Raw genomic sequence first — 23,732 nt, forward strand, 5'->3', positions numbered from 1 at the left:
GACGACAAAGGCGCTCGCGCCATGTTCAGGCGTCGATATTCTGCGGCCGCGAAGGGTTGTTTTTCCACAGAATCGGCGGAAGGCGGGCATTCGCTGCAAGTGCAAAGCCGATCAACCTGCTTATTGAAATCTGGCAGCCGGACGACATTTCCAGGCCTTGCCTCGGCAATGTCTTGAAGGGGTTAGATCAAGGTCGGTTTGGTTCACGCCAAACTCGGTGTGGAATGCTGACACGCTTGAAGGCGCCGACACAAAAATCACCCATCCAACAGCTGGTTCGTCGGGACGACTACTGCGTTCATCGCGGCGTCAGGGACAGTCATGTGCCAAGGGTCGGACCGGCGGGCGGGACGCCGGTCCGGGGGAAGATCAGCGCGTCAGCTCGGTCCAGATCCGGGCATAGAGATCCTGCGCCTCGGGCGCGCAGAGGGTCTGCTGTATCGCAGCGTCGCGCAGTTCCTGCGGAACAGTCAGTTCAGGCGCAGTAACCAGTCCGGGATCCATGAACTCCTCGGAACCGTCAATGCCGTTATTGTACATCGTGTAGTTCGAGATCATTGCAGCATTTTCAGGGGCCATGATGTAGTTCAGGAACAACTTCGCGTTCTCGACATTGGCGGCGTCGGACAGGATCGCGACATTGTCCATCCACTCCATATAGCCGGATGCGGGCCAGCCATAGGCAAAGCCATCGTTCAGGCCGCGCACGCGGGCGGCTGCGCCGCTCCAGAACACCGAGGCGTTCAGGTCTTCGTTGATGAACTTTTCGAACGAGGGGTAGTCGACCGATGCCCAGTTTTCCTTGGCCGAAAGCAGCAGATCGCGTGCTTTGCTCAGGGCTTCGCGGTCGGTTGTGCAGGGTTCGGCGCCAATGTAGCGCAGGGCCATGTCGATCGTGTCGTTCATGGAGGGGACGACGTTGATGCTGCCCTTCAGTTCCTCTGGCGGGTCGAGAAAAATCGCAGCCGTGTTGATGTCGCCGTCATAGACCTTCTTGTTCACCATGACACCGGTCGTGCCCCAGACCCACGGCACGGTGTACATGCGATCGGGGTCGGTCGGGATGGATACCCACTGATCCGCGACGTGTTCGAAATTCTCCATCTCGGTGGGGTTGCTTTCCATCAGCAGGCCCTGTTCGACATAGGCCGGGAGGAAATAGCCGCTTACGACGATCACATCCATGCCGTGGCCGCCGGCCTGAATGCGGGCGATGGCTTCTTCGTTAGCCACGAAGTCGGTCAGGGTGACCTCGACATCGTATTCTTCAGAGAACTTTTCGAGCAGTTCGGGAGGTGTATAGAGCCCGAAATTGTAGATATTCAGATTGCCTTCGGCCATGGCGGATTGCGCGAACAGGGTCAGGCTGGCGGCGATCGCGGTGCGGGTTGGATCAAGTTTCATTCAAAGACTCCGTTGTGGGACATGGGGTGAAGGTTTTTTTCTATTGCCTGGTGCGGGTGACGAACCACGAAGCCGCGACGATCGAGATGCTGGCGAATAGCAGCAGCGCCGAGATCGCGTAGATTTCCGATGTTAGATTGCGGCGCAATTCACCCATAAGGTAGGTTGGCAGAGTTTCCTGACCCGGCGATTTGATCAGGCTGCTGACCACCACGTTGTCGAGCGAGATCACGAAAGCCAGCATGAAACCGGCCAGTATGCCTGGCAGCAAAAGCGGCAGTGTGACCCGCCGGAAGGTGTAAAATCGGCTGGCGTAGAGGTCCATCGACGCGGTTTCCAACGTCAGGTCCATGCCCGACAGTCGCGCGCGGATCGGCAGAAACGCAAATGGGATGCAGAACGTTGTATGAGCCACGATCACGTAGCCAAGGCCTTGATAGCCGGTCGCCTGTTTGACCTGTGCCAATACGACCATCAGGGCAATGGCAAAGACGATCTCGGGCACCAGCAGCGGCTGGTTCAGGATGACGAAGATGCCCCCCTGTCCCTTGATGTGTCTGCCGCGTGTGACGGCCAGTGCCGCCGCGGTTGCCAGAACGGTCGACAGCGTTGCAGCGGTGAGGGCCACGATTGCCGAGTTGAGCGCCGCCCTCCGGAACGCGGTATTGTCCAGCGCGGCGGCAAACCAGCGCAGGGTTGCGCCCTCCCACCGGCCTGCCGTGTCGCTCGCGTTGAAGGCGTTCACCACAAGTATCAGGACCGGGATGTAGAGGGCAAGGAAGGTGACAATCGCGATGGTCGCAACACCGGGCATATGGGTGACATCGAAGCGCTTCTCAGCCAATGGATTCCCCTCCTTTGGCGACGCGCCGGATGTACCAAACCATCGCGCCAAGCACGACGAGCGTCAGGGCGATCGACAATGCAGCCCCCAAGGGCCAATTGCGGCCTTGCCCGAATTGCAGATCGATCAGATTGCCCCACATCATCGCACGACCGCCGCCCATCAGCCGCGGCGTAACATAGGCGCCAAGGGCCGGGATGAAGACCAGAATTGAGCCGGCCGCGATGCCCGGCCACATCAAGGGCAGCACCACCTTGCGCAGACAGTAGAACCGAGACGCATGCAGGTCGTAGGCGGCCTCGGCGAGGCGGAAATCGAATTTCTCGATGGCGGCATAGACCGGCAGCACCATCAGGGGCAGGTAGACATAGGTCATCCCCACCAGCACCGCGCCGTTTGTGAACATCATCTGCAAGGGTTCGTCGATAATGCCCGTCGCCAGCAGCAGGCGGTTCAGGGTGCCATCGGCGCGGATCACCTCCTGGATCGCGATGGTGCGCACCAGAAGATTAGTCCAGAACGGAACGGTGATCAGGAACATCCAGAAGGCCCTAGTGGACGGTGAACGTGTCGCGATGAACCAGGCGGTCGGGATGCCAAAGACGAAGGTGAGTGCGGTGGTCAGCAGCGCAAGAGCCACGGATCGCCCAAGGATCGTCAGGTGCGCGGTTGCGGGAATGTAGCTATCGTCGAAAAAGTCTTTCTCCAGAATGACCGCTCGCCAGCCTTCAAGCGAGAAGCCCCATTCCACATTTCCGTACTGCCCCTTCTCCATGAAGGAATAACCGACCATGACGACGAGCGGCAGGATCGAGCAAAGCGTGATGACGGTCAGCGCAGGCAGGGCCAGCGACCAGCGGCGCCGGGTTTCGGCGCGTATAACAGCCCTTTCGCTGGCGATCGCGCTACGCGGCATCGGCGGCTTCCTGTGGCAAAAGGCGCAAGGCATCCAGCGGCAGAGAAACCTGAAGGCGCTGCCCTTCGGTGAGTGTCGTCTCGGCGTGAAGGTTGTTCTGAGCGCGCAGGCGGAGGGTTTCGCCATTTTGCAGGCGCACAGAGGCCTGGGTGTCATTGCCGGAGAAGACCAGCGTTTCGATCCGGCCATTGAGCGTGATGGCGTCCTTGGCGAGCGGTCCGACGACAACCTGTTCGGGACGGATCATGACTGTGACAGGGCCGTTGGCCGCCTCATTCCGTGGCAAAGGCACAGGCGGTTGCCCGGCCATGCCCAGCTTTGCGTCCGCGATCACACCGGCCAGGAAATTCGCATCGCCGATGAACTCTGCAACGAACCGGTTCGCCGGGTGGTCGTAAAGCGCCCGGGGATCTGAAACCTGTTGTAGCGTCCCACCTTCCATCACCGCGATCCGGTCGGACATCGTCAGCGCCTCATCCTGATCATGGGTGACGAAGATGAAGGTCAGGCCCATTTCGCGCTGCAATCGCTTGAGCTCGACCTGCATCTGCTTGCGCAGCTTGAGGTCAAGCGCGGACAGCGGCTCGTCCAGAAGCAGAATGCGCGGGCGCGGTGCGAGCGCGCGGGCCAGGGCCACGCGCTGCTGCTGACCACCGGACATCTGGCTGCTCTTGCGGTCGCGCAGATGCGACATCTGCACGATTTCGAGCATCTCGTCCACCCGGCCCGCTACCTCTGACGGTGTCGCGCCGCGAGCCTCAAGACCGAAGGCGACATTCTGCGCGACAGTCATGTGCGGGAACAGGGCGTAGCTTTGAAAAACGGTGTTTACCGGGCGGTTATTCGGCGGGATCATCGCGATATCTTTGCCATCGAGCACGAGCTGCCCGCCGCTGGGCTGCTCGAATCCTGCGATCATCCGCAGCAATGTCGTCTTCCCACAACCCGACGGCCCCAGAAGGGTAAAGAATTCGCCTTCCTCGATGGTGATGTCGATCGACTTCAGCGCGTGAAAGGCGCTGTTTCCGGCACCGAATTTCTTCGAAAGCGAACGTATGTCGAGCATGTTTGCCACCCAAATTGCTGCGTAAACGTTATTGACAGTAATTTTTTAGTCAATACAAAATTAAACTGACAAAAGGATTGGACAGTGGATGACAACGCAAGCAGAACTCGGGCTTCGGGACCGCAAAAAGGCGCGTCGCCGTGAGGATATAATTGCGGCGGCCATCGAGCTTTTCGAAGAGAAAGGCGTCGATGCGACCACGATTGCGGACATTGCCGAAGCTTGCGAAGTGTCGGCGCCGACGGTGTTCAACTACTTCGGGTCCAAGGATGGGATTCTGGTCGCCATCACGGAAGAAGGCACGCAGCGCAAACGTGAAAGCGGATCGCGCAGACCGCGCCTGGATGGTGTTCCCCTGGCAGACATTGTGCTGGATCTGTTCTTGGAGATATCTCAAGAGACGCTGGATATCGCGTCGCGGCGGGTCTGGCGCTACGCCGAAGCGTCGGTCATCCGACGGCCCGAGACAGAGCTTTCGGCGCGGTTTCGAAATATCTCGCGCCTGCTCGTCGAGGCGATTGTCGAGCGGCTGGACATCTACGAACTGCACACACGCGCGGGCACATCAATAGACACCCGCTATCTTGCGACCGTGCTCTATGATTTGTGGATGCCCTGCTACCTGACCCTGATCACCGAGCCGCAGACCACGCTGGCCGATCATAACGCTATGCTGTCGCAACGGATCACACCCATTTTAACTTTCATCTTTGACGACAACACGCTGGCGGCCACCTATCTGCGCAAGACCGGAGAGACAGCATGACCCCGACACTCGTTTTCACCAATGCGAGCGTTCTGACAATGGACCCTGACGCACCTCGCGCGACCGCAGTTGCGGTGGTCGGTGACCGGATCAGCGCCGTGGGCTCGGACGCCGAGATCGAAGCGCTGGCAGGTACGGGAACGCGCCGGATTGATGCGCAGGGCCGAACGCTGCTGCCGGGATTCGTGGAGTCTCATGTGCATCTTTTCATGGGCGGCTACAACGAAACTGTCATCAAGGCCGACCGGGTCATCGGCATTGAAGACTTGCGTGCGGCGATCAACGACTACGCAAAAGCCAATCCGGACCTGACCTTGTTGCTGGGACAGGGCGCGGACTATGCCATTATCGGAAAGGACCGGCCATTGAACCGGCACGAACTGGACGATCTTTGCCTGGACCGGCCCTTGGCGATAATGGCCTACGACTTTCACACGGCCTGGGCCAATACCGCCGCGCTTGAAGCGGCGGGCCTGTTGCATGGACGCGATCTGCCGCCGGGCAGCGAAGTGGTGATGGGCGCGGACGGCAAGGCGACCGGTGAATTGCGAGAATTCTTTGCGTTCCTGCCAGTGCTGGAGATCCGCAATGTCGGCGGGCGCGAAGCGCTCGGCATGTCGGGGATCGAGCCCCCAGTTCCGCCGACCGAAAAGGAACGCAGCGAAGACCGCGAGACCATCAAGGTTGGAATGCGTCATGCCGCGCAACACGGCATCACCTCGCTGCACAGCATGGACGGAAACCGCTACATGCTAGAGCTTCTGCGCGAGATCGAGGAAAAGGGCGAGCTGATCTCTCGGCAACGGGTGCCCTTCCATCTGACAACGGAAATGGACCTTTCGGAACTGGACCGAGCCAGCGCGATGACGCGCGACTTTTGCAGCGATACGCTGTGTTCCGGCTTTGTCAAAATTTTCCTCGACGGGGTGATCGCAAGCGGCACGGCGGCGATGATCGAACCCTATGCACACCGGCCGGATCATCACGGCGAGCTGCTGCACACGCGCGAGGATTTCATCGCGGCCGCGATTGAGATCGACAAGCGCGGGATGCAGATCGCCATCCATGCTATCGGCGACGCAGCCGTGCGGTTGGCGCTGGATGGCTACGAGGCGGCGGCGAAAGCCAACGGCCCACGCGACCGGCGGCACCGGATCGAGCACATCGAGATGCTGCATCCCGACGATGTGGAGCGTTTTGCCAGGCTGGGGGTCGTGGCCTCGATGCAGCCGCTGCACGCGCCGGTGCGTGAGGACGAGACCACAGTCGGGATCGGACCAGACCGGGCGCGCCTGGCCTATGCCTGGCGCGAGATTGCAGACACGGGCGCTGTCCTCGCGTTCTCTTCGGATTGGCCAATCGTGCAGATCTCTCCGCTTGCGGGGATACAGGCCGCAATGACGCGACAGAACTGGGTTGAGGGATTGCCCGATCAGCGGCTGGATCTTCACGATGTGTTGGCAGCCTACACCCGCAACGGTGCCTATGTCGGTTTCGCGGAAGAGCTGACCGGCACAATCCGGCCCGGCATGAAGGCCGACCTGGCGCTGCTTTCAGGCGATATCGAAAAGACTGACCCCGACCGCATCGGCGACATGGCGGTCGACCTGACACTATTTGACGGACGTGTCACCCATGAGCGCTGATTGCCCCGACATCACCACGCTGGGTGCACCGCTGTCGCCCGGCCTGCCGCATTTGACGCGGGTCTGTTCGATCCGGGCAGAGATCGGCCCGCCGACCGAATTCGACACCAGCCGAGGCACGGGTCGGGCGATGTTCCCGATCACCGGGGGAAAGGCCGTTGCGGCCGACTGGCGCGCGACCATTCTGCCCGGCGGTGCGGACTTCGCGCGTCGTCTGGCCGACGGCACCTACGAGATCGAAGCGCGCTATGTCCTCAAACTGGAGGACGGCACGCTGATGATGGTGCACAACGCGGGCCGCATGGTGCCTCAGGCCGACGGCAGCTATCACGGGCGCACCCGCGCCGAGCTGGAGGTGCCCGAAGGCCCACTCCAGCGTCTGGGTGACATGGTGCTGTTCGGCACGGCCTATGCGCCCGCGGACGATGAAGAGAATGTCTACATCGAGCTCTGGCATGCCCGGATCTGAGGCCCGGGCTGTCCTGGACCGCGCGATGCGACGTGTTGGTCACGTCAAACACTTTCAAAAGGGAATGCCATGAGCCATCAGGAATACGCCCACCCCTCTGGGTCAAGTCTTGACGTCAGCGCGCTCTGTGCCACAGCGCGCGACATTGCCGAGAGCGAGGCGGATCTTTACGAACAGCGTCGGCCCAAGAGCAAAGCCATTTTCGTAAACCCCGAGCCGGGGTTCTACGATCAGGTGCCACAGCATTGGATGAGGGATTGGCCCATGCCTTTCCCGTTTGCGGTCGCCGGAGCCACGGGCAGCACCCTGACCGATGTCGACGGCAACGAGCTTGCCGATTTTTGCCTTGGCGATACCGGAGCCATGTTCGGCCACGCGCCCCAACCCATCGTCGATGCATTGGCACGGTCGGCCCAGCGTGGCCTGACAACGATGTTGCCGTCGGGCGAAACGGCGGAGGTCGGCAGGCTGCTGGTGGATCGCTTTGGCCCCTTCGTCTTCCAGCTCGCGACCACCGCCAGCGACGCCAACCGCTTCGCCATTCGGGTCGCGCGCGCCGTGACAGGGCGCAACAAGATCCTTGTGTTCGATGGCTGCTATCACGGGGCTGTAGACGAAACGCTGGTCGATTTCGAGGATGGCAAGACGGTGGCCCGCAAGAACCTGTTGGGTCAGGCTGTCGATGTCACCACGACCACCGTCAGTATTCCGTTCAACGATCTCGATGCGCTGCAAGCCGCGCTGGAAACCGGCGAGATCGCCGTCGTTCTGGCCGAGCCGGTGATGACGAATTGCGGGATGATCCTGCCTGACGGGGGATACCTGAAGGCGTTGCGCGCGTTGACCCGGGCCACGGGCACCTTGCTGCACATCGACGAGACGCACACGATCTCGACGGGCCTTGGCGGCTATACCGCTGTGCATGGTCTTGAACCGGACATCTTTGTCGTCGGCAAGCCAGTCGGCGGCGGCGTCCCTGTCGCAATCTGGGGCATGTCCAGCGAAGTCGCCCATGCGATTTCCGGCATCCGCGCCAAGATGACCGGCATAGGCCATTCCGGCATTGGCACGACACTGTCAGGCAGCACGCTGCAAATCGCCTGCCTGCGCGCCTGCTTGGAACAGGTAATGACGGCCGAGGCCTACGCGACGATGAACCGCCATGCCGACCGTCTGGAACAGGGGTTCAACGATGCGATCCGCGCCGCGGGGCTGCCTTGGCATGTCAGCCGCGTTGGCGCGCGGCTTGAGATCGTCTTTTCGCCTGACCCCGTGCGCAATGCGGCAGAGGCCCGTGCGGCGGCAATCGACGGCATCCAGCACGCCCTACATATCGGCCTGCTCAACCAAGGTTACCTCGTGACACCGTTCCACAACATGGTGCTGGTCGCCCCGACCACGACGGACGCACAGATCGAGGGGCTCTTGGGCGCATTCAAACGCATGTTGGCCCGCCTTGTCGCAAGGGAGGTCGTGTAATGACCGATGGCAGGCCGACCGAAGCTGCTCCGATCGAGGAAGCAGAAGCCTTCCTTGCCGATCACCCCGACATCTCGGCGTTCGATCTTGTATTGATCGACCCGAACGGGATCGCACGCGGCAAGATCATCCGCCGCCACGAACTCTTGGGCCTCTATCGGTCCGGCCGACATTTGCCGGGCTCAATCCTGGGTCTCGACGTCACGGGCGAAGATGTGGACGAAACCGGGCTGGTCTGGGACGATGGCGACGCCGACCGTATCGCCTGGCCGATCGCCGGATCGCTGGTTGAACTGCCCTGGACCTCCCCGAAACGGGGCGAGGTCCGGGTCAGCCTGTATGAACTTGACGGGACGCGCATGGCGGCAGACCCGCGCCACGCGCTGGCCCGCCAGATCGAGGCTTTCAATCAGATCGGGATGAACCCGGTCATGGCCTTCGAACTGGAATTCTATCTTCTGGATGCCGAGCGTGACGCAAATGGCCGCCCTCAAGCGGCGCGGATGCCGATGACGGGTGATCTGGTGCAGGCGAACCAGGTCTATGGGCTGGACCCGCTCGACAGAATGGAGACCTTCATCGCCGAGCTTTATGCCCATGCCGAGGTTCAGGGCCTTCCCGTGGAAACCATGATTTCTGAATATGCCGCCGGACAGTATGAGCTGACCTTGCGGCACCGTGACAGCGGCCTGCGTGCGGCGGATGATCTGGTCATGCTGAAACGGCTCATGCGGGGCCTCGCGATCCGGCACGGGATGCGCGCCAACTTCATGGCAAAACCGTTTTCCGGGCGCTCCGGGTCCGGCATGCACTTGCACACCAGCCTGAATGATGAGGCGGGCAGAAACCTGATGGCGGACACGGATGGAGAATTGGCACCGCTCCTTTTAAATGCCGTGGCTGGTCTGCAAAGGAGCCTGGCGGAGTCGATGCTGCTGTTCGCGCCCAACATCAATTCGTGGCGACGGTTCAGCCGCAACAGCTACGCGCCGACAGCAGCAACATGGGGGCGCAACAACCGCAGCGTGGCGATAAGGGTTCCCGCCGGGAACCCCGACAATCGCCACATTGAACACCGCACGCCCGGGGTCGATGCCAACCCATATCTCGTGGCAGCAGGCGTGCTTGCCGGAATGTACGAAGGCATCCGGAGCAAACTCAGTCCCGACGAGGAATCCACGTCCTATGATGCAGATAGCCAGTATGTCCTGCCAAAAGACTGGGCGTCTGCCATCGAGCGCGCGTCAGGTTCTGCATTTCTCAAAGACGCCCTCGGCGACAAGATGGCAGCTGTCTTTCTGGCGTTGCGCCAATCGGAATACGACCGGTTCCTGGCCCAGGTCACGGCTGAGGAGTTCGACTATTTCTGCCACACGATCTGACACGCCGTGGTGCATGCGAGATATTTCGACCTTGCATCCGAAGAGTGAGCAGGCCCGGCAATCCAGGCCCCGGGGATCGGCTGACTGCGGCGCATCCCGATCACGAAATTCGCGGCATCCTTGTTGGGGAAACGGCTAACCCACGGCGTTGCCGCGAAGCCAAATGACGGCACCGAAGCGCAAATGGGGTCACGGATGCAGATGACCTCTCTGCCTGCACTGCCGCAATTGCCCTGATCGAAATGCCGTGGCTTGATTGATTGGCCGCAACGCAGCATTTCGCATGCCCAAGGAACGGCAACTTTGGACCGAATGCATCGACCGCATCGAGTTTTACGATTGGCAGAAACAGAACCGTTCCGCTTCGAAAGAACGTGTCGATCGTGTAAGTCTGACGATGCGGCCCGAATACGCCGCGGTTGAGCTTCAGAGCTGAGGACCATGGACAAGCTGTCGGTCATGCACGCCTTTCGGCGCATCGTGGAGCGTGGAAGTTTCGCGCGCGCGGCCGAGGATCTCGGCGTGTCGCCCGCGCTTCTGAGCCGTGAGGTCAAGCTGCTGGAGGAAAGTCTCGGGGCCACGCTGCTGACACGGACGACGCGCTCGATGTCGCTGACCGATGCCGGGCGGCTCTATTACGACGAGGCTTCCGGCATCCTTGACGCCGTTGTTGGGGTCGAAGCGCGGATTCGCGAGGGCGCCGGCGCTGTACGTGGGCACCTCAAGGTCAATGCCTCGAGTTCCTTTGGGCAGACCGTGATCGCGCCCATGCTTCCGGCGTTCCTCGACGCTCATCCCGACTTGCGGCTCACGTTATCCATGGACGACCGGGTGGTGGATATGGTCGATGGTGGGTTCGACGTCTCGATCCGTATCCGTGCCGCGATGCCGGACTCCGCGCTTGTGGCGCGCAAGATCGGCACCATGCGGCAACGGATCTTCGCGTCGCCTGCCTATCTTGAGGGCGCGGGCACTCCACAGTCGCCGGAGGATATCACCGGGCATAAGATCGTCGGCTTCCTGCTGGCCGATCATTTGACCTCCTGGGCCTTGAGCGGTCACTTGGGAAGTACGGTCATCGCCCTCGATCCGACCGTGCGCGTCGGCAACAGCTTGGTTCTGCGCGACCTTCTGATCGCGGGCCAGGGTATCGGCACGCTGCCGGATTTCGTCTCGAACCCGGCCGAGGCGCGGGGCGATCTGGTCCGGGTCCTGTCGGACTGGGAACTGCCTGCGCCCGATATATTCGCAGTCACCGCCTCCCGCCTCGGCATGGATGCGAAGGTGACGGCGTTTCTCGACCACCTGCGGCGCGCGCTTCGGCCCTGACATTCTTCAACTGACGTAAAGAGTGAAGTGACAGCCGGGCGGTTATTCCGTCACCGCTGATCCACGATCTTCTCGGGCAAGGAAACCCCGAACACTGAGAGGATCCCATGACCCGCATTCTTGTTCTTTACTATTCGAGCTATGGCCATGTTCGCGCGCTTGCGCAGGCCGAGGCCGAAGGCGCACAATCCGTCCCGGGCACACAAGTCGACCTGCGCCGCGTGCCTGAAACCGTCCCCGAGACGATCCGGCAGAAAGCCGGCTTTGCCCCGGATGACACGCCCGTCGCGACCCCCGCCGACTTGGAAACCTACGACGCGATCATCTTCGGCACGCCAACGCTCTTCGGCATGATGGCCGGGCAGATGAAGTCCTTCCTCGACCAGGCGGGCGGCCTCTGGGCGCGCAACGCGCTGGTCGGCAAGGTCGCTGCGGTCTTTGCTTCCACTGGCTCGCAACACGGGGGCCACGAGGCGACGCTGCTCTCGACCCAGATCCCGCTCCAGCATTTCGGAATGCTGATCGTGGGCATGCCCTATACCTTTGCCGGCCAGACGACCGGCGAGGGCATCGTCGGCGGCGCGCCCTATGGTGCCGGAACCATCGCGGGCGCCGACGGCTCGCGCCAGCCCTCCGAAACCGACTTGGCAGGCGCACGGTTCCAAGGCGCGCATGTGGCACGGATCGCCGCGCGCCTCGCGCGGGCCGACCTGACCGAGGAGGCCGCGTAATGACCGGCCTCACCATCGACTTTTTCCACGACGTGGTCTGCTGCTGGTGTTTCAACATCTCCTCGCGGTTGCGCAGCCTGACCGAGGAATTCGACCTCGACATCCGGCATCGCAGCTTCGTCCTGCAGGCCAGCCGCGCCGAAATGGCCGCGCGCTGGGGCAGCCCCGAGGACGCCCGCAAGACGATCCTCGAGCACTGGGCCGTCTGCCGGCGGGTCAGCGACCAGCCGGGACTGGTCGATATCGATGCCATGCGCGCCGCATCCTTCGACTATCCCCACGGGATGACCGCGGCGCAGGGATGCAAGGCCGCCGAACGGATCGGCGGGCAGTCCGCCCACTGGGACATGTTCGACCGCCTTCAGCATGCGCATCTGGCCGAGGCACGGAACATTGCGGATCCGAAGGTTGTGCGTCTCGCAGCGCGGGATCTCGGCTTCGAGGCCTCGGCCTTCGCCGACATCTTCGACGATCCGGGCACCCGTCGCGCCGTAGAGGCCGACCGGCAGCATGCCCGCGCGCTTCAGGTCCGGTCGGTTCCCACCCTCATCGTTCGCGAGACCGGCGCCCGTCTCGTCAACGGCCCGCGCGAGGATCTCGCCGCGCAATTGCGCGCCGTCCTGCGCCTCGTCGCATGAAAGGAAATGCCATGACCTTCTCTTTCCTCCGCACAGATGCATGGCATCGCCGCCGCATTCCGAGCGACCTGCCGCCCCACCTGATGCGCGACATCGGCCTCGATCCCTGGCCGGAGCGCCCGCGCGTGTCCTTGCATCCACTCTGGTGAGCACACAGGAGATAAAGCCAATGTCCCGCACGACCGATATTCTTCTTACGGCCCTCGCCCCGGCGGTCTGGGGCAGCACCTATCTCGTCACGACCGAGGCGCTGCCCGCAGGATACCCCATCACCATGGCGGCGCTGCGCGCCCTGCCGGCGGGGTTGATGTTGCTGGCAGTGACGCGCTGCCTACCGCCCCGCGCCTGGCTGGGTCGTGTTTTCCTACTCGGAAGCTTGAACTTCGCGCTCTTTTGGGCGCTGCTCTTCGTGGCCGCCTACAGACTGCCGGGCGGTGTGGCGGCCACGCTCGGGTCGCTGCAGGCGATGATGGTGATCTTCATGGCGCGCGGGTGGCTCGGCACGCCCATCCGGCGGGCTGCTCTCGCCGCGGCGGGAACCGGGGTTCTCGGGGTGGCGCTGCTGTTGATCGGCCCCGATGGCGGGCTCGACCCCGTGGGTCTCGCCGCAGGTCTTGGCGGTGCCGCCTCAATGGCCGCCGGCACGGTACTCAGCCGGAAGTGGCAGCCGCCGGTCTCCGCGCTCAGCTTCACCGCCTGGCAGTTGGCGGCAGGTGGCTTGATCCTGCTGCCCTTGGCGCTGACCATGGAACCGACGCTGCCGCCCCTGACGATGACGAACCTCGCCGGTCTGGTGTGGCTCGGCCTCGTCGGCGCGGCGTTGACCTATGCGCTGTGGTTCCGCGGCGTCGCCCGGATCGAGCCCGGGGCCGTTGGGATGCTCGGCATGATGAGCCCCGTGACAGCGGTGTTGCTTGGCTGGGTGGTGCTGGGCCAGTCCCTGACGCTTCTGCAGGGCCTCGGCGCGATTGTCGTCCTCGGCTCCGTCTGGGTCGGGCAAAGGGCAAACCGCGCCGCCACCTTGGGCGCCCCGGTGGTTGCGGCCAAGGTGCCGGCTAGGCTTGTGTGATTTCGATTTCAGAAAGGACCACGCCTCGCGACCGTTCTTGTCCCCGCCAATGCCCCCGCACGGGAAGGGGCGGTTCGCCGGGCCGCCCTACCCCGTCATCATCGCCGCGGTCTCAGGGCCAAGGTGTGGCTCCGGGGTCCACCGATCGACTGCACCGATGCGGACGCAACCGGAGCTACATTTCAACGTCAGTCTGGCCAACGAATGGCAAGAACGGGCCGTCCATGTCGTCTTTGCCAAGGTACGGCGGGCCGAGCTTCGGTGCGCCCAAGATCTGCTTCGCGTCCATTTTGACGAGTAACGCACCGCTGCCCTAGATGGTGTAGCTGTCCAGATCTTCGACAATCCCGCTGTCGGGGCCGAATTCCGCTGTCAATGTCGACAACGCTTCGGCGTGGCGTTCCGGTCCGTCCATGTGGATGCGGAAATGGGTGAGCAGAAGCCGTTTTGCCCCGGTGGATTTGGCCATCCGTGCGACCTCGCCCGGTGTTGGTGTCAAGGGCAGCATCAGGGGATGTGCTGCCTCACCGTCCAGCCGATAGCACCAGTGCAGCAAGAGGTCGGCCTCCGCACACAGCGCGGACAGTGCCTCGCAAATCCCGGCATCCCCCGAATAGACGAATTTCCGCCCCGCGCTTTCAACGGCAAACGCCATGCAGGTCAGTGCGGGCTGGGCATGCGGCACCTCACAGGAGGAAAGGGTCCAGCCAGTTCCTTCAAAGGCAAACCCGGGCGCGATCTCGGTCACTTCGGGCGCGGGCCATGGCCGCGGGATCGTTCCGCCGCGCGCCTTCCAGACCTCTTGGCTCGGCAAAAGCTCGGTCCGCGCGCGCAGATCGTGGGAAAGCACGCCTTGGGGTCCGAAATACCCTTCGGTGATGCGCGCTATGGGGGCGGGGCCGAACACCTTGATAGGCGCGCCACCTTCGTCCCATGCGGCGTGAACGAGGCGCGCGTAGTCCATCATGTGATCGGAATGCAGGTGGCTGAAGAAAAGGTGGGTGATGTCCGACGGCTTGCGACCTGAGCGCAGAAGGTTGTCAAACACCCCACCGCCGCAATCGAAGAGGATGACGTCATCGCCCGCTTCCAGCAGGTATCCAGACGAGGCGCGGCGGGCGTAGGCCTCGGGTGAGCCGGATCCAAGGATGGTGAGTTTCATCGGCTTACTCCGGTGGGGGGGTGGCGGCGGGCGCGCCAAGTTTCAACGCTTTTTCGCGGCCACCGTAGCGGGCTATCATCGCGGCCTGATCGGCAAAGGCCTGTGAATCTGCAGCCTCGGGGTCGACCAGCTTGCGCAACTCGGCTTCCATCATTGCCAGATCGGCGGCATGGGCCGGGTCGCTGGCCAAATCGTTCATTTCCTCGGGGTCGGCCTGCAAATCGAACAGCTCGGGCGGAAAGCCCACATACCAGTTCAGCTTGAAACGGCCCTTGCGCAGCATGAACGCCCCCGAAACGGCACCCGCCGCATGGTATTCCGACAGGATGGCGCGGTTCGGATCTGCCGGTTCGGCGGCAATCTGGGCCAGCGGGCGACCGTCGCTTTCGAACCCGGCCCCGAAATGCGCTGGAATGCTCGCCGCCACGTCAAGCAGTGACACCGGCGTATCGCATGTGCCTACCGGCACCCCGGGGCCCGCCATGATCATCGGCACTGAAACACTCTCTTGGTAAAGGTTCGATTTGCCCCAAAGCCCGCGTGCGCCCACGTTATCGCCATGGTCCGAGGTGTAGACGATGGTGGTGTTGTCGCCGAAACCTGCCGCGTTCAGGGCTTTCAGGATTTCGCCGATATTATGGTCGAGCCAAGTGCAGAGCCCGTAATAGGCGGCCATCGCCTTCAGGCGCTCCTCGGGATCGTGGAACTTGGCCTCGGTGTCCATGTTGGCGTTCTGCCGCTCCACCCAAGGGTGGCGCCTGTAGCCGGTTGACGGATGCAGCTTGACCTCGGGCAGCGCATCCAGCGGGTAGAGGTCGAAATACTCCTGCGGCACGACCAGCGGGAAATGCGGTGCGACCAGCCCGACATAGAGGCACCATGGCCGCCTGTCGCCCGAAGCGGCCCGCTCGGCGAACCATTCTGCGGTGCGGGCCGTCACCTTGGCATCGTAATCGGTGTATTTGCTGTGGCCAGGACCGATGTATTCACCCAGCATCCGGGTTGGCGGCTCGACACGTTCTTCCTCGCGCCGGATCGAGGCCCAGACCATGCCGACGCCATCGACGACCTGCATCGGGATGTGTTCGACATCGAACCCGGCCGGATCCTCGGCAAAGCGGTAATGCAGCTTGCCGATGCTTTCCACGGGGATGCCCGTATCTTGCAGGGCATGACCCCAGCCCCGGGGTTCACCGGTATATGGCATGGCATTGTCCCACAGCCGGGTCTTGTTCACCTGCCGCCCGGCGGCAAAGGCGGCGCGGGCGGGCACACAGATGGGCGAGGGCGTATAGGCATCGGTGAACCGCGTGCCCCGTGCCGCCAGCGCATCGAGGTGAGGCGTCTGCACGAAAGGATGCCCCGCACAGCCCATGGCACGGGCCTGATGTTCATCCGACATGATGACAAGGAAATTCGGTTGGGTCATGTGCGGCCTCTATTCTTCGGCGGCGATTTCAAGTTTGTCGAGCACGCGGCGAAACACGCGCAGCTCTTCCTCGGTCAGCCCAGCGCGCAGCTTGCGCTGTCGCTCACGCGAAACAGGCAAGGTGCGTTCGAATATTTCGGCCCCCTTGGCGCTGAGGGACAGAACCTGTGCCCGATGATCGCTTTCATCCGGACGGGTCGCGATCACACCGTCCTCGATCAACCCTTTGAGGTTGCGTGACAAAAGCCCTTTGTCCAGCGCCGCCTCGCGAGCGAGCTGTGACAACCGGGTCTCCCCCGCGGCCCCAACGAGCGCGATGATCCGCCATTGCGTCAGCGTGATTCCACTGGCCTCGCGCAAGATGCGCGTCGCCTGCGCGTTCAGCTTGGCCTGAACACGGCTCAGCCGGTAGGTGAGGAACTGGTGCAGCGGCAGGGTGTCGACATTCGTTTGGGTGTCCTGTGCGGTCTGGGGCATCACGCTCTCCTTTCCCGCCAGCATTCCGCGCAATGGTTGATCCGTCAACATTTTAATTGACCCATCAACCATATTGTGCCTGACTGGCCGGAAAGATCAGGGAGGATCACCATGAAACGGATTCTGAAGGCCGCCGTGGCGGCTGTTGGATTTGCATCGCTTGCCACCTCGGCATTGGCCGAATGGACACCGCCGGGGCCGATCAAGCTGATGATCGCCTTCGCTGCAGGGGGCGGGGCCGACACTCAGGCGCGGCTTGTGGCCGAGGACCTCGAGGCCAAGTTCGGCTGGAAATTCATCCCCGAGCAGGTCACTGGAAAGGGCGGCATGAACATGGCCATGGCGATGAAGGACATGCCCGCCGACGGGACCGTCATCGGCATGGGCGCGTCCGAGACGCTGGGTTACAACATGCGCGTGGCCAATGCGGGCGTCGCACCCAGCGATTTCACCGCCATTGCCACCACCGCCAGCTTCCAGATGGGCGTCGTATCGGCCACCGCCAAGGGCTGGAAAACCTGGGATGATCTCAAGGCAGCGGCCGAGGCCGGTGAAACCATCCGTTTCGGCGTGATGAGCCCGAAACTGGCCGATCTGGCCTATCTCTTGGGCAAGGCGCAGGGGATCGATCTCAACATCGTCCAGGTCCGGGGCGGCAAGGACGTTTTGAATGGCGTGATGGCCGGCGATATGGATGTGGGCTTTATGGCGGGCATCCAGGCCAAGGGCGTGGCGTCGGGCGATCTGGTCGAACTGGCCTCGGGCCTGTCAAAACCGCTCAAGCACGCGCCTGACGCGCCCACGCTGGCCGACCTTGGCGTGGATTTCAACGCCGATGGCTACTTCACGTTCTTCGGCCCCGGCGGCATGCCCGCCGAGGCGCGCGATGCGATTGCCGCTGCCATCGCCGAGGTCGTGACGACCGATGGCATGAAATCGAATGGAATGGTCACCAAGGCCTTCGGCGCCCCCGATGTTGTCACCGGTGCTACCTTGCAGACGTTGGTCGAGGCCGAATACGAGGCCGCGGGCAAGCTGCTGGAAGCGGCCTCGGAGTAAGGCCAACCCCAATCGGCCCCGTCCACCCGGCGGGGTCTTCGCTTTCAGGCCGGAACCCATGAAACCAGCGCGCGCCAATCTCTACCTTTCGCTCGGCTGTGTCGGCTTTGCCCTGCTGCTGGCATTCGTCTGGGCGCCGATGGACAGCGGCACCGGCCTCATACACAAGGTCCGCCGTCAGGTCAGCATCGGGGACGCGCTGGCACCCACTCTGGCTGCGATCATGATCGGAGCCGGAGGCGTGATGGTCTTTCTCGAACGCCGCGCCCCCGATCAACCGGGGCTGACCCGCGGCAACCTCGTCTTCCTGTTGCGGTTCCTCGCCATCATGGCGGTGGGCTTTGCGCTGATGCGCTGGAGCGGGCCGATGCTGGTTGCCGTGTTGAACGGCGATCAGGACTATCGGGCGTTGCGCGATACCGCGCCGTGGAAATATATCGGCTTCTTCATCGGCGGCACTGGCATCATCGTCACCCTGATCGCCAGCACCGAGGGCCGTTTGAGCCTGCGCGCGGTGATGATCGCCATCGCTGCGACCCTCGCGCTGATCGCGCTATACGACCTGCCTTTCGACGATCTTCTTCTGCCCCCCAACGGGGATGTCTGATGGGGGTGGGCGATTACATCTGGATGGGCATCCTGGCGGTGTTTCAGGGGCCGGAGGCGTTTTCGCTGTTCGGGATTGCCGTTTCGATCACCATCGTGATGGTGCTGGCCGGGTTCCTTCTGGGGATCATGGTGGGCGCGACACCGGGACTGGCGGGGCCGATGGCGATGGCCATCGCGCTGCCGATCCTGATCTCGGCTTTCGGGTTTTCGCCTGATGCATTGCTGCCGGTCATGGGCTTCCTGATCGGCGTGATGAAGGGGGCCACGGTGGGCGGGGCGGTGCCCGCGATCCTGTTCAACACCCCCGGCACGCCCGATGCCTATATGACCACGCTCGATGGTCACCCGATGACGCGGGCCGGACAGGCGAAGAAAGCGTTGAAGCTGGCGCATGTCAGTTCGGCCTCTGGAGACACGTTCTCGGATATCGTGCTGATCCTCTGTGCGCCTTTTCTGGCCGTGCTGGTCGAACGCTATCTCGACCTGCCCGAGAAGGCCGCGCTCCTGATCCTGTCGCTCGGCTTCATCGCCTCGGTCATCGGCAATTCCGTTGGCAAGGGGCTCATTTCCATGGGTCTGGGCCTTCTGGCCGTCTATATCGGCACGGGCGAGGATTTCTATCCGCGCCTCAGCCTTGGCACCCAGACGCTGGCGCAGGGCTTTCCGGTGGCCACCGCCGTTCTGGGCGTGCTGATCCTTGGTGAAGTGTTCAAATCGCTTGAAGACCTTTGGTACGATGCCCGGGCCAACAAGCCCGTGACCGAGCCTGCGCAATCCGGCGATCAACGCCTGCACTGGGCCGATATCCGGCGCATTGCGCCCTATATCGCCCGCTCCGCCGTGATCGGCACCGCCATCGGCGCGCTGCCCGGCATCGGCTCGACCCTTGCGGCAACGCTGGGCTATGCCTCTGGCGCGCGCCGCCATGCCAAGCGCCGCCCCGACGCTGTGCAATTCGGCAAGGGCGCGCCCGAAGGCATCGCCGCGACCGAGGCCGCCAACAGTTCGGTCTCGGGGGCGAACCTCATTCCCGTTCTGAGCCTCGGTATCCCGGGCAATGCGGCGGCGGTGTTCCTGATCCTCGCCACGGAAAGCATCGGCGGCTTCAACCCCGGGCCGGGCGTCTTCAGGTTCACCACCGAGTCGGTCAACCCAGAGCTGGTCGCGGCGTTCGGACTTTTCACCACGATGATGCTGGCCAATGCCTTCAACTGGACCATCGGCGGCGTCTTCATGCGGGTGGCAGGCGTGATGGTGCGCGCGCCCAAGCATATCCTGCTGCCGATCGTGCTGATGCTGACGCTGACCGCAATCTATGTGCAGGAGGCGCGGATGAGCGCGATCTGGTTCGCCATCGGATTCGGCATCCTGGGCTACCTGATGCGCCGGGTGGGCATGTCGCCCCTGCCTTTCGTGATTGCCTTCATCCTCGGCGGCAAGCTCGAAGACACCGCGCGGCAGGCCTTCGCCGCCACGGGCAGCGATCCGTGGTTCCTGTTCACCAGCCCCGTTGCGGCGCTCTTCATGGCGCTGGCGGTGGGGTTTGTCGCCCTCTCTCTTCGCCGCCACAGGAAAGGCCCGCAATGACCCGCCCCAATATCCTTTTGATCTCGGCCGACCAGCAACGCGCCGATTGCCTGGGTTTCATGGGCCGCAGGGTCAAGACACCGCATCTGGATCAACTGGCCGCCGAGGGCACCCATTTCACCGCCTGCATCACGCCCTCGGTGGTCTGCCAACCGGCCCGCGCCTCGATCCTCACCGGGCAGCTTTGCCGCACCCACGGGGTGCATGACAACGGCATCGACCTAGACCCGGATGTCGGCGAAAAGGGCTGGGCCGGGGCCATGGCCGCCGCGGGCTATCAGACCAGCCTCTTCGGCAAGGCGCATTTCTCGACCTATCACACGTATGAACCTACCGGCACGCCGGAATGCCTGCGCTCTTCGGCGCAATACGGCGCCGATTGGAACGGCCCCTATATGGGGTTCGAACATCTGGAAATGATGCTGGTCGGTCATAACTGGTGGGCGCCCGAAAAGCCGCCCGCCGGCCAGCATTACGAACGATTCTACCATATGGACGGGCGCGGCGATGAAAAGACCGCTTTGATGTGGGACAACGCGGGCGACACCAAGGATGCGGCGCAGGTCTGGCATTCGCGCCTGCCGGTGGCCTGGCACAACACGCCTTGGACCGCCGACCGTGCCATCGAGTGGATCAAGCATGGGCGCGACGAAAGCCGCCCATTCTGCACATGGGTCAGCTTCCCTGATCCGCACCACCCGTTCGACTGCCCCGAGCCATGGTCATGGTTGCACAAACCCGAAGACGTGGATCTGCCCAAAAACCGCACCCGCAGCTATGAGGGCAAACCTTGGTGGCATAAGGCGGCAATGGAGGGCGAACCGGCCGATCCCAAATTTGCCGACATTCGCAAGGCCTATAGCCGCATCCAGCCCCAGACCGATGCGCAGCTGCGCGAGATCATCGCGAATACCTATGGTCAGATCGCTTTTATCGACCATCAGGTGGGGCGGTTGATGATCGCCTTGCAAGAGGCTGGATTGGCCGAAAATACCATCGTCACCTACATCTCTGATCACGGCGACTGGCTGGGCGATCACGGGCTGATCCTCAAGGGCCCGATGCATTACGAGGGGCTGCTGCGCGTGCCGATGATCGTGCGTGGCCCCGGCGTCCGCGCGGGCGTGGCTGTGCACCAGCCGGTTTCGACCCTCGACCTCGGCGCGACCTTCTATGACTACGGCGCAGCCGACCCGCTGCAAACCCAGCACGGCACCAGCCTACGCCCGCTTCTGGAATCTGCCGATGCCACCCGCGATTTCGCGCTCAACGAATGGGGACTGTTGCCGGGCCGCGTCGGTGTGGCGCTGGAGTTGCGCACCGTCCGCACCCGAACCCACAAGATGACAATCGACCTCATTTCCGGCGCTGGAGAGCTTTACGATCTGGTCGCCGACCCGTTTGAGCAGACCAATCTGTTCGACGCCCCCGAGGCAGCCGCCATGCGCAAACGGCTCGAAGCGTACATCGCCACCCGACCGGACGACCAACGCCCCGACGCAACGCCCGTTGGCACGGCATAGCCGCAGCGGTGTTTCAGACCTAGGGGTGCAGGCAGCCCATTGCTGTGTGAAGAACACTGCTCAGCACTCAGCACTGCCGTCCAAGCAAACAACCCGCGGTCTATCCGGTTTGCGTTGAAGATCGGGGAAGTCCACGGAACCGGCAGCAGGCCATATCGGACCGACGCATACACCGTCGGTGCGGGCAGTTCCTAACCTGTCCAAGCTCGAAATCATCGTTCGTGGTAGCACCTCAACTTGGCTCGAACTTCTATGGCAGGATCGACAGCACGCGTTCTTTGGGAGCCGAAGGCGCAGTGCCAGGGTCGACGCAAGCTGTTGAAAGTTATTCTTTTCACATAGTTGAAAGTCACCTATCGTGTCAGACAATGCTTATCTTTCGGACACCGATCCCGACCTTGGGGGCTGTCGCATTCGCTCTTGGTGCGAGTTTTCCTTCTGATGCATCGGCCCAGGCACGCAGCTTGGGCGCAGTACTTGATCCGCAGGTCTACGAGACGGTAGCTGCGGCTCCGCCACTGACCCGCGGATCCTATGAGGGGATGCCGACGAAGCTGTCGATGCGGGCCTATGTACCGGTACCGGGAAATCAGGGTGAACAGGGCAGCTGTGTTGGTTGGGCCACCGCCTATGCGGCGCGCACGTTGATCGCGGCCCGCGAGGCCGAGGTGACGCATTCTGCGGCCAAACGGCAATTGACTCTGTCTCCTTCGTTCATCTTCAACCAGATACAACGGCAAGGGTGTGAAAACGGCAGTTTGATTTCGGATGCGCTGAAGCTCATGAGCGAGCAGGGCGTAGCGTCGATGGCCAGCTTTCCCTACCGGGAAAACAGCTGTGTCGCCCAGCCGGATGCGCGCATCCTGCAAGAGGCAGAGGACTTCCGGATCAAGGCCTTTACCCGGCTTTGGGGCAGCACGTCGCGCAACCGGCATGTCTCTGCGCGGCGCGCGCTGGCGGCGGGGCATCCGGTGGTGATCGGCATGTTCCTGCCCGAAAGCTTCGTCGACTTCGACGGCAGCGACTTTTTCGCCACCGAGGACGAACGCGCCGGGATGCAGGCGCTTTACGAAGGACGGCGCTCGCCCCTGATCTTGGGCGGGCATGCGATGACGGTGGTCGGCTATGACGACGCGCGCGAAGGCGGGTCGTTCGAGATCGTCAATTCCTGGGGGCCGGACTGGGGGGATGGCGGTTTTTTCTGGATCAATTACCGCGATTTCAACCATTTCGTCACCCAAGGCTACGAGATGATCCCCGAAGCGCCGGACCAGACCATCGCCGACCCATTGTCGGCGCAGGTCACGCTACGCCATATCTCTGGCGATGTTCTGAACGCGCGTGCTGATGGTGCGGGCTATCGGGTGACACGGTCCTTGCCCTCGGGCACGCGGTTCCGGGTCGAAGCGACCAGCAAAACGGCCGCCAATGTCTATGCCATCGGCGGCGATGCGACCGGCGACTACGTCGCGCTCTTTCCCCGGGGCGGGCGGGTCTCGCCGCATCTTGCAGCGCAAGAAACCTTGCTGTTGCCCGGCCCGACGGAACAACATTTCACCCGTCTCAACGACACGACGGGCACGGATTTCTACATCCTGCTGATTGCGCGCGACCCGTTGAGCGTGGCGCGCGTGGCCGAACGCATGGCGGCGGTCGACGGCGATGTGCAGACACGCCTGCGTGCCGCATTGGGAGATCGCTTGATCCCGGACGGGGAAGTCACCCTGAATCGGGTCAGCATCGGCGCCGCCTCGGACAGCGCCAAGGGCGATGTCATCGCCCTGATCCTGACCATAGATCATGTCGCCCCCGATCCGGCACAGGTCGATCGGTCTGCACCACTGATCACGCTGCTGAACCCGGCGCCGGAGGCGTTCGAAGACCCGGACGGCCCGCTTGTCGTGTCGTCGGCCCGGTTCCAGCTGGATGGGATCGCTCAGGACGCCAGCGCCATCGCAGACCTGACCGTCACCGGAGCGGAGTCTACGCGCTTCAGCTCGCGCGGGCCGTTCCGGGCCGAGCTGGCTTTGCCCGATGGCCTCGGCCCGCATAGCGTGACCATCACCGCGACCGACGAACTGGGTCAAACCGCCTCGCGGCACCTGATCTTTACGGTCCGCAACTGAATTCATACCAAAATTTTGCTA

General features: G+C 62.9%; 22 protein-coding genes. 15 read left to right on the top strand and 7 right to left on the bottom strand.

Annotated features, from left to right (window positions below; all coding sequences use genetic code 11):
• Nucleotides 1-369 precede the first annotated feature (369 nt).
• The 4 genes from D8Z78_RS19855 to D8Z78_RS19870 are packed head-to-tail and all read right to left on the bottom strand — an operon-like array spanning nucleotide 370 to nucleotide 4,230.
• On the bottom strand, nucleotides 370-1,404 hold the full coding sequence (locus D8Z78_RS19855; protein WP_121632272.1) for an extracellular solute-binding protein: 1,035 nt from the start codon (nucleotides 1,402-1,404) through the stop codon (nucleotides 370-372).
• A 40-nt stretch (nucleotides 1,405-1,444) separates the two neighbouring features.
• Nucleotides 1,445-2,248 (bottom strand): ABC transporter permease, encoded by an 804-nt coding sequence (locus tag D8Z78_RS19860; RefSeq protein ID WP_240672192.1) that lies wholly within the window; start codon nucleotides 2,246-2,248, stop codon nucleotides 1,445-1,447.
• Nucleotides 2,241-3,164, bottom strand: a complete 924-nt coding sequence (locus D8Z78_RS19865) for an ABC transporter permease (protein ID WP_121632274.1) — start codon at nucleotides 3,162-3,164, stop codon at nucleotides 2,241-2,243. Before D8Z78_RS19865 ends, D8Z78_RS19860 begins: the two co-directional genes overlap by 8 nt.
• On the bottom strand, nucleotides 3,154-4,230 hold the full coding sequence (locus tag D8Z78_RS19870; RefSeq protein WP_121632365.1) for an ABC transporter ATP-binding protein: 1,077 nt from the start codon (nucleotides 4,228-4,230) through the stop codon (nucleotides 3,154-3,156). The genes D8Z78_RS19865 and D8Z78_RS19870 overlap by 11 nt, the downstream gene beginning before the upstream one ends.
• Before the next feature lie 88 nt (nucleotides 4,231-4,318).
• Here D8Z78_RS19870 and D8Z78_RS19875 point away from each other — a divergent pair, with 88 nt between their 5' ends.
• The 10 genes from D8Z78_RS19875 (at nucleotide 4,319) to D8Z78_RS19915 (ending at nucleotide 13,739) form a co-directional block, all read left to right on the top strand.
• Complete coding sequence (locus D8Z78_RS19875) at nucleotides 4,319-4,996, top strand: TetR/AcrR family transcriptional regulator (RefSeq protein WP_121632275.1); 678 nt, start codon at nucleotides 4,319-4,321, stop codon at nucleotides 4,994-4,996.
• Nucleotides 4,993-6,642: an amidohydrolase gene (locus D8Z78_RS19880; protein ID WP_121632277.1), complete on the top strand. Its 1,650-nt coding sequence runs from the start codon at nucleotides 4,993-4,995 to the stop codon at nucleotides 6,640-6,642. Before D8Z78_RS19875 ends, D8Z78_RS19880 begins: the two co-directional genes overlap by 4 nt.
• Nucleotides 6,632-7,111, top strand: coding sequence for a DUF3237 domain-containing protein (locus D8Z78_RS19885; protein WP_121632279.1), 480 nt, complete (start codon nucleotides 6,632-6,634; stop codon nucleotides 7,109-7,111). Before D8Z78_RS19880 ends, D8Z78_RS19885 begins: the two co-directional genes overlap by 11 nt.
• 69 nt (nucleotides 7,112-7,180) lie before the next feature.
• On the top strand, nucleotides 7,181-8,590 hold the full coding sequence (locus tag D8Z78_RS19890; RefSeq protein WP_164933024.1) for a transaminase: 1,410 nt from the start codon (nucleotides 7,181-7,183) through the stop codon (nucleotides 8,588-8,590).
• Complete coding sequence (locus D8Z78_RS19895; protein ID WP_121632280.1) at nucleotides 8,590-9,972, top strand: glutamine synthetase family protein; 1,383 nt, start codon at nucleotides 8,590-8,592, stop codon at nucleotides 9,970-9,972. Before D8Z78_RS19890 ends, D8Z78_RS19895 begins: the two co-directional genes overlap by 1 nt.
• A gap of 441 nt (nucleotides 9,973-10,413) precedes the next feature.
• Nucleotides 10,414-11,301 carry a LysR family transcriptional regulator gene (locus D8Z78_RS19900; RefSeq protein WP_121632282.1) on the top strand — a complete coding sequence of 296 codons (888 nt, stop codon included), beginning with the start codon at nucleotides 10,414-10,416 and terminating at the stop codon, nucleotides 11,299-11,301.
• Between the two features lie 107 nt (nucleotides 11,302-11,408).
• Nucleotides 11,409-12,032: an NAD(P)H:quinone oxidoreductase gene (gene wrbA, locus D8Z78_RS19905; protein ID WP_121632283.1), complete on the top strand. Its 624-nt coding sequence runs from the start codon at nucleotides 11,409-11,411 to the stop codon at nucleotides 12,030-12,032.
• A complete protein-coding gene (locus D8Z78_RS19910; RefSeq protein ID WP_121632285.1) occupies nucleotides 12,032-12,670 on the top strand; it encodes a DsbA family oxidoreductase in 639 nt (212 codons plus the stop codon). The genes wrbA and D8Z78_RS19910 overlap by 1 nt, the downstream gene beginning before the upstream one ends.
• Before the next feature lie 11 nt (nucleotides 12,671-12,681).
• Nucleotides 12,682-12,819, top strand: coding sequence for a hypothetical protein (locus tag D8Z78_RS24740; protein WP_164933026.1), 138 nt, complete (start codon nucleotides 12,682-12,684; stop codon nucleotides 12,817-12,819).
• A gap of 20 nt (nucleotides 12,820-12,839) precedes the next feature.
• On the top strand, nucleotides 12,840-13,739 hold the full coding sequence (locus D8Z78_RS19915) for an EamA family transporter (protein ID WP_121632287.1): 900 nt from the start codon (nucleotides 12,840-12,842) through the stop codon (nucleotides 13,737-13,739).
• A gap of 313 nt (nucleotides 13,740-14,052) precedes the next feature.
• Here D8Z78_RS19915 and D8Z78_RS19920 read toward each other — a convergent pair whose 3' ends face one another.
• Genes D8Z78_RS19920 through D8Z78_RS19930 form a run of 3 tightly spaced genes read right to left on the bottom strand, consistent with a single transcriptional unit; the run spans nucleotide 14,053 to nucleotide 16,807 of the window.
• Nucleotides 14,053-14,901, bottom strand: coding sequence for an MBL fold metallo-hydrolase (locus D8Z78_RS19920; RefSeq protein WP_121632290.1), 849 nt, complete (start codon nucleotides 14,899-14,901; stop codon nucleotides 14,053-14,055).
• Between the two features lie 4 nt (nucleotides 14,902-14,905).
• A complete protein-coding gene (locus D8Z78_RS19925) occupies nucleotides 14,906-16,330 on the bottom strand; it encodes a sulfatase family protein (protein ID WP_121632292.1) in 1,425 nt (474 codons plus the stop codon).
• A gap of 9 nt (nucleotides 16,331-16,339) precedes the next feature.
• Nucleotides 16,340-16,807 (bottom strand): MarR family winged helix-turn-helix transcriptional regulator, encoded by a 468-nt coding sequence (locus tag D8Z78_RS19930; RefSeq protein WP_164933027.1) that lies wholly within the window; start codon nucleotides 16,805-16,807, stop codon nucleotides 16,340-16,342.
• Nucleotides 16,808-16,918: 111 nt separating this feature from the next.
• Between D8Z78_RS19930 and D8Z78_RS19935 the strand changes: the two genes are divergently transcribed.
• The 5 genes from D8Z78_RS19935 to D8Z78_RS19955 all read left to right on the top strand — a co-directional run bounded on the left by D8Z78_RS19935 (nucleotide 16,919) and on the right by D8Z78_RS19955 (nucleotide 23,711).
• Entirely contained in the window at nucleotides 16,919-17,866 is a 948-nt protein-coding gene (locus tag D8Z78_RS19935; RefSeq protein ID WP_121632295.1) for a Bug family tripartite tricarboxylate transporter substrate binding protein, read from the top strand.
• 58 nt (nucleotides 17,867-17,924) lie between these two features.
• Complete coding sequence (locus tag D8Z78_RS19940) at nucleotides 17,925-18,473, top strand: hypothetical protein (RefSeq protein WP_121632297.1); 549 nt, start codon at nucleotides 17,925-17,927, stop codon at nucleotides 18,471-18,473.
• Entirely contained in the window at nucleotides 18,473-20,062 is a 1,590-nt protein-coding gene (locus tag D8Z78_RS19945) for a tripartite tricarboxylate transporter permease (protein WP_121632299.1), read from the top strand. The genes D8Z78_RS19940 and D8Z78_RS19945 overlap by 1 nt, the downstream gene beginning before the upstream one ends.
• On the top strand, nucleotides 20,059-21,585 hold the full coding sequence (locus D8Z78_RS19950; RefSeq protein WP_121632300.1) for a sulfatase-like hydrolase/transferase: 1,527 nt from the start codon (nucleotides 20,059-20,061) through the stop codon (nucleotides 21,583-21,585). The genes D8Z78_RS19945 and D8Z78_RS19950 overlap by 4 nt, the downstream gene beginning before the upstream one ends.
• 464 nt (nucleotides 21,586-22,049) lie before the next feature.
• A complete protein-coding gene (locus D8Z78_RS19955) occupies nucleotides 22,050-23,711 on the top strand; it encodes a C1 family peptidase (RefSeq protein WP_164933028.1) in 1,662 nt (553 codons plus the stop codon).
• Nucleotides 23,712-23,732 lie beyond the last annotated feature (21 nt).

This window comes from Tropicibacter alexandrii, assembly GCF_003667315.2.
Taxonomy (GTDB): domain Bacteria; phylum Pseudomonadota; class Alphaproteobacteria; order Rhodobacterales; family Rhodobacteraceae; genus Tropicibacter; species Tropicibacter alexandrii.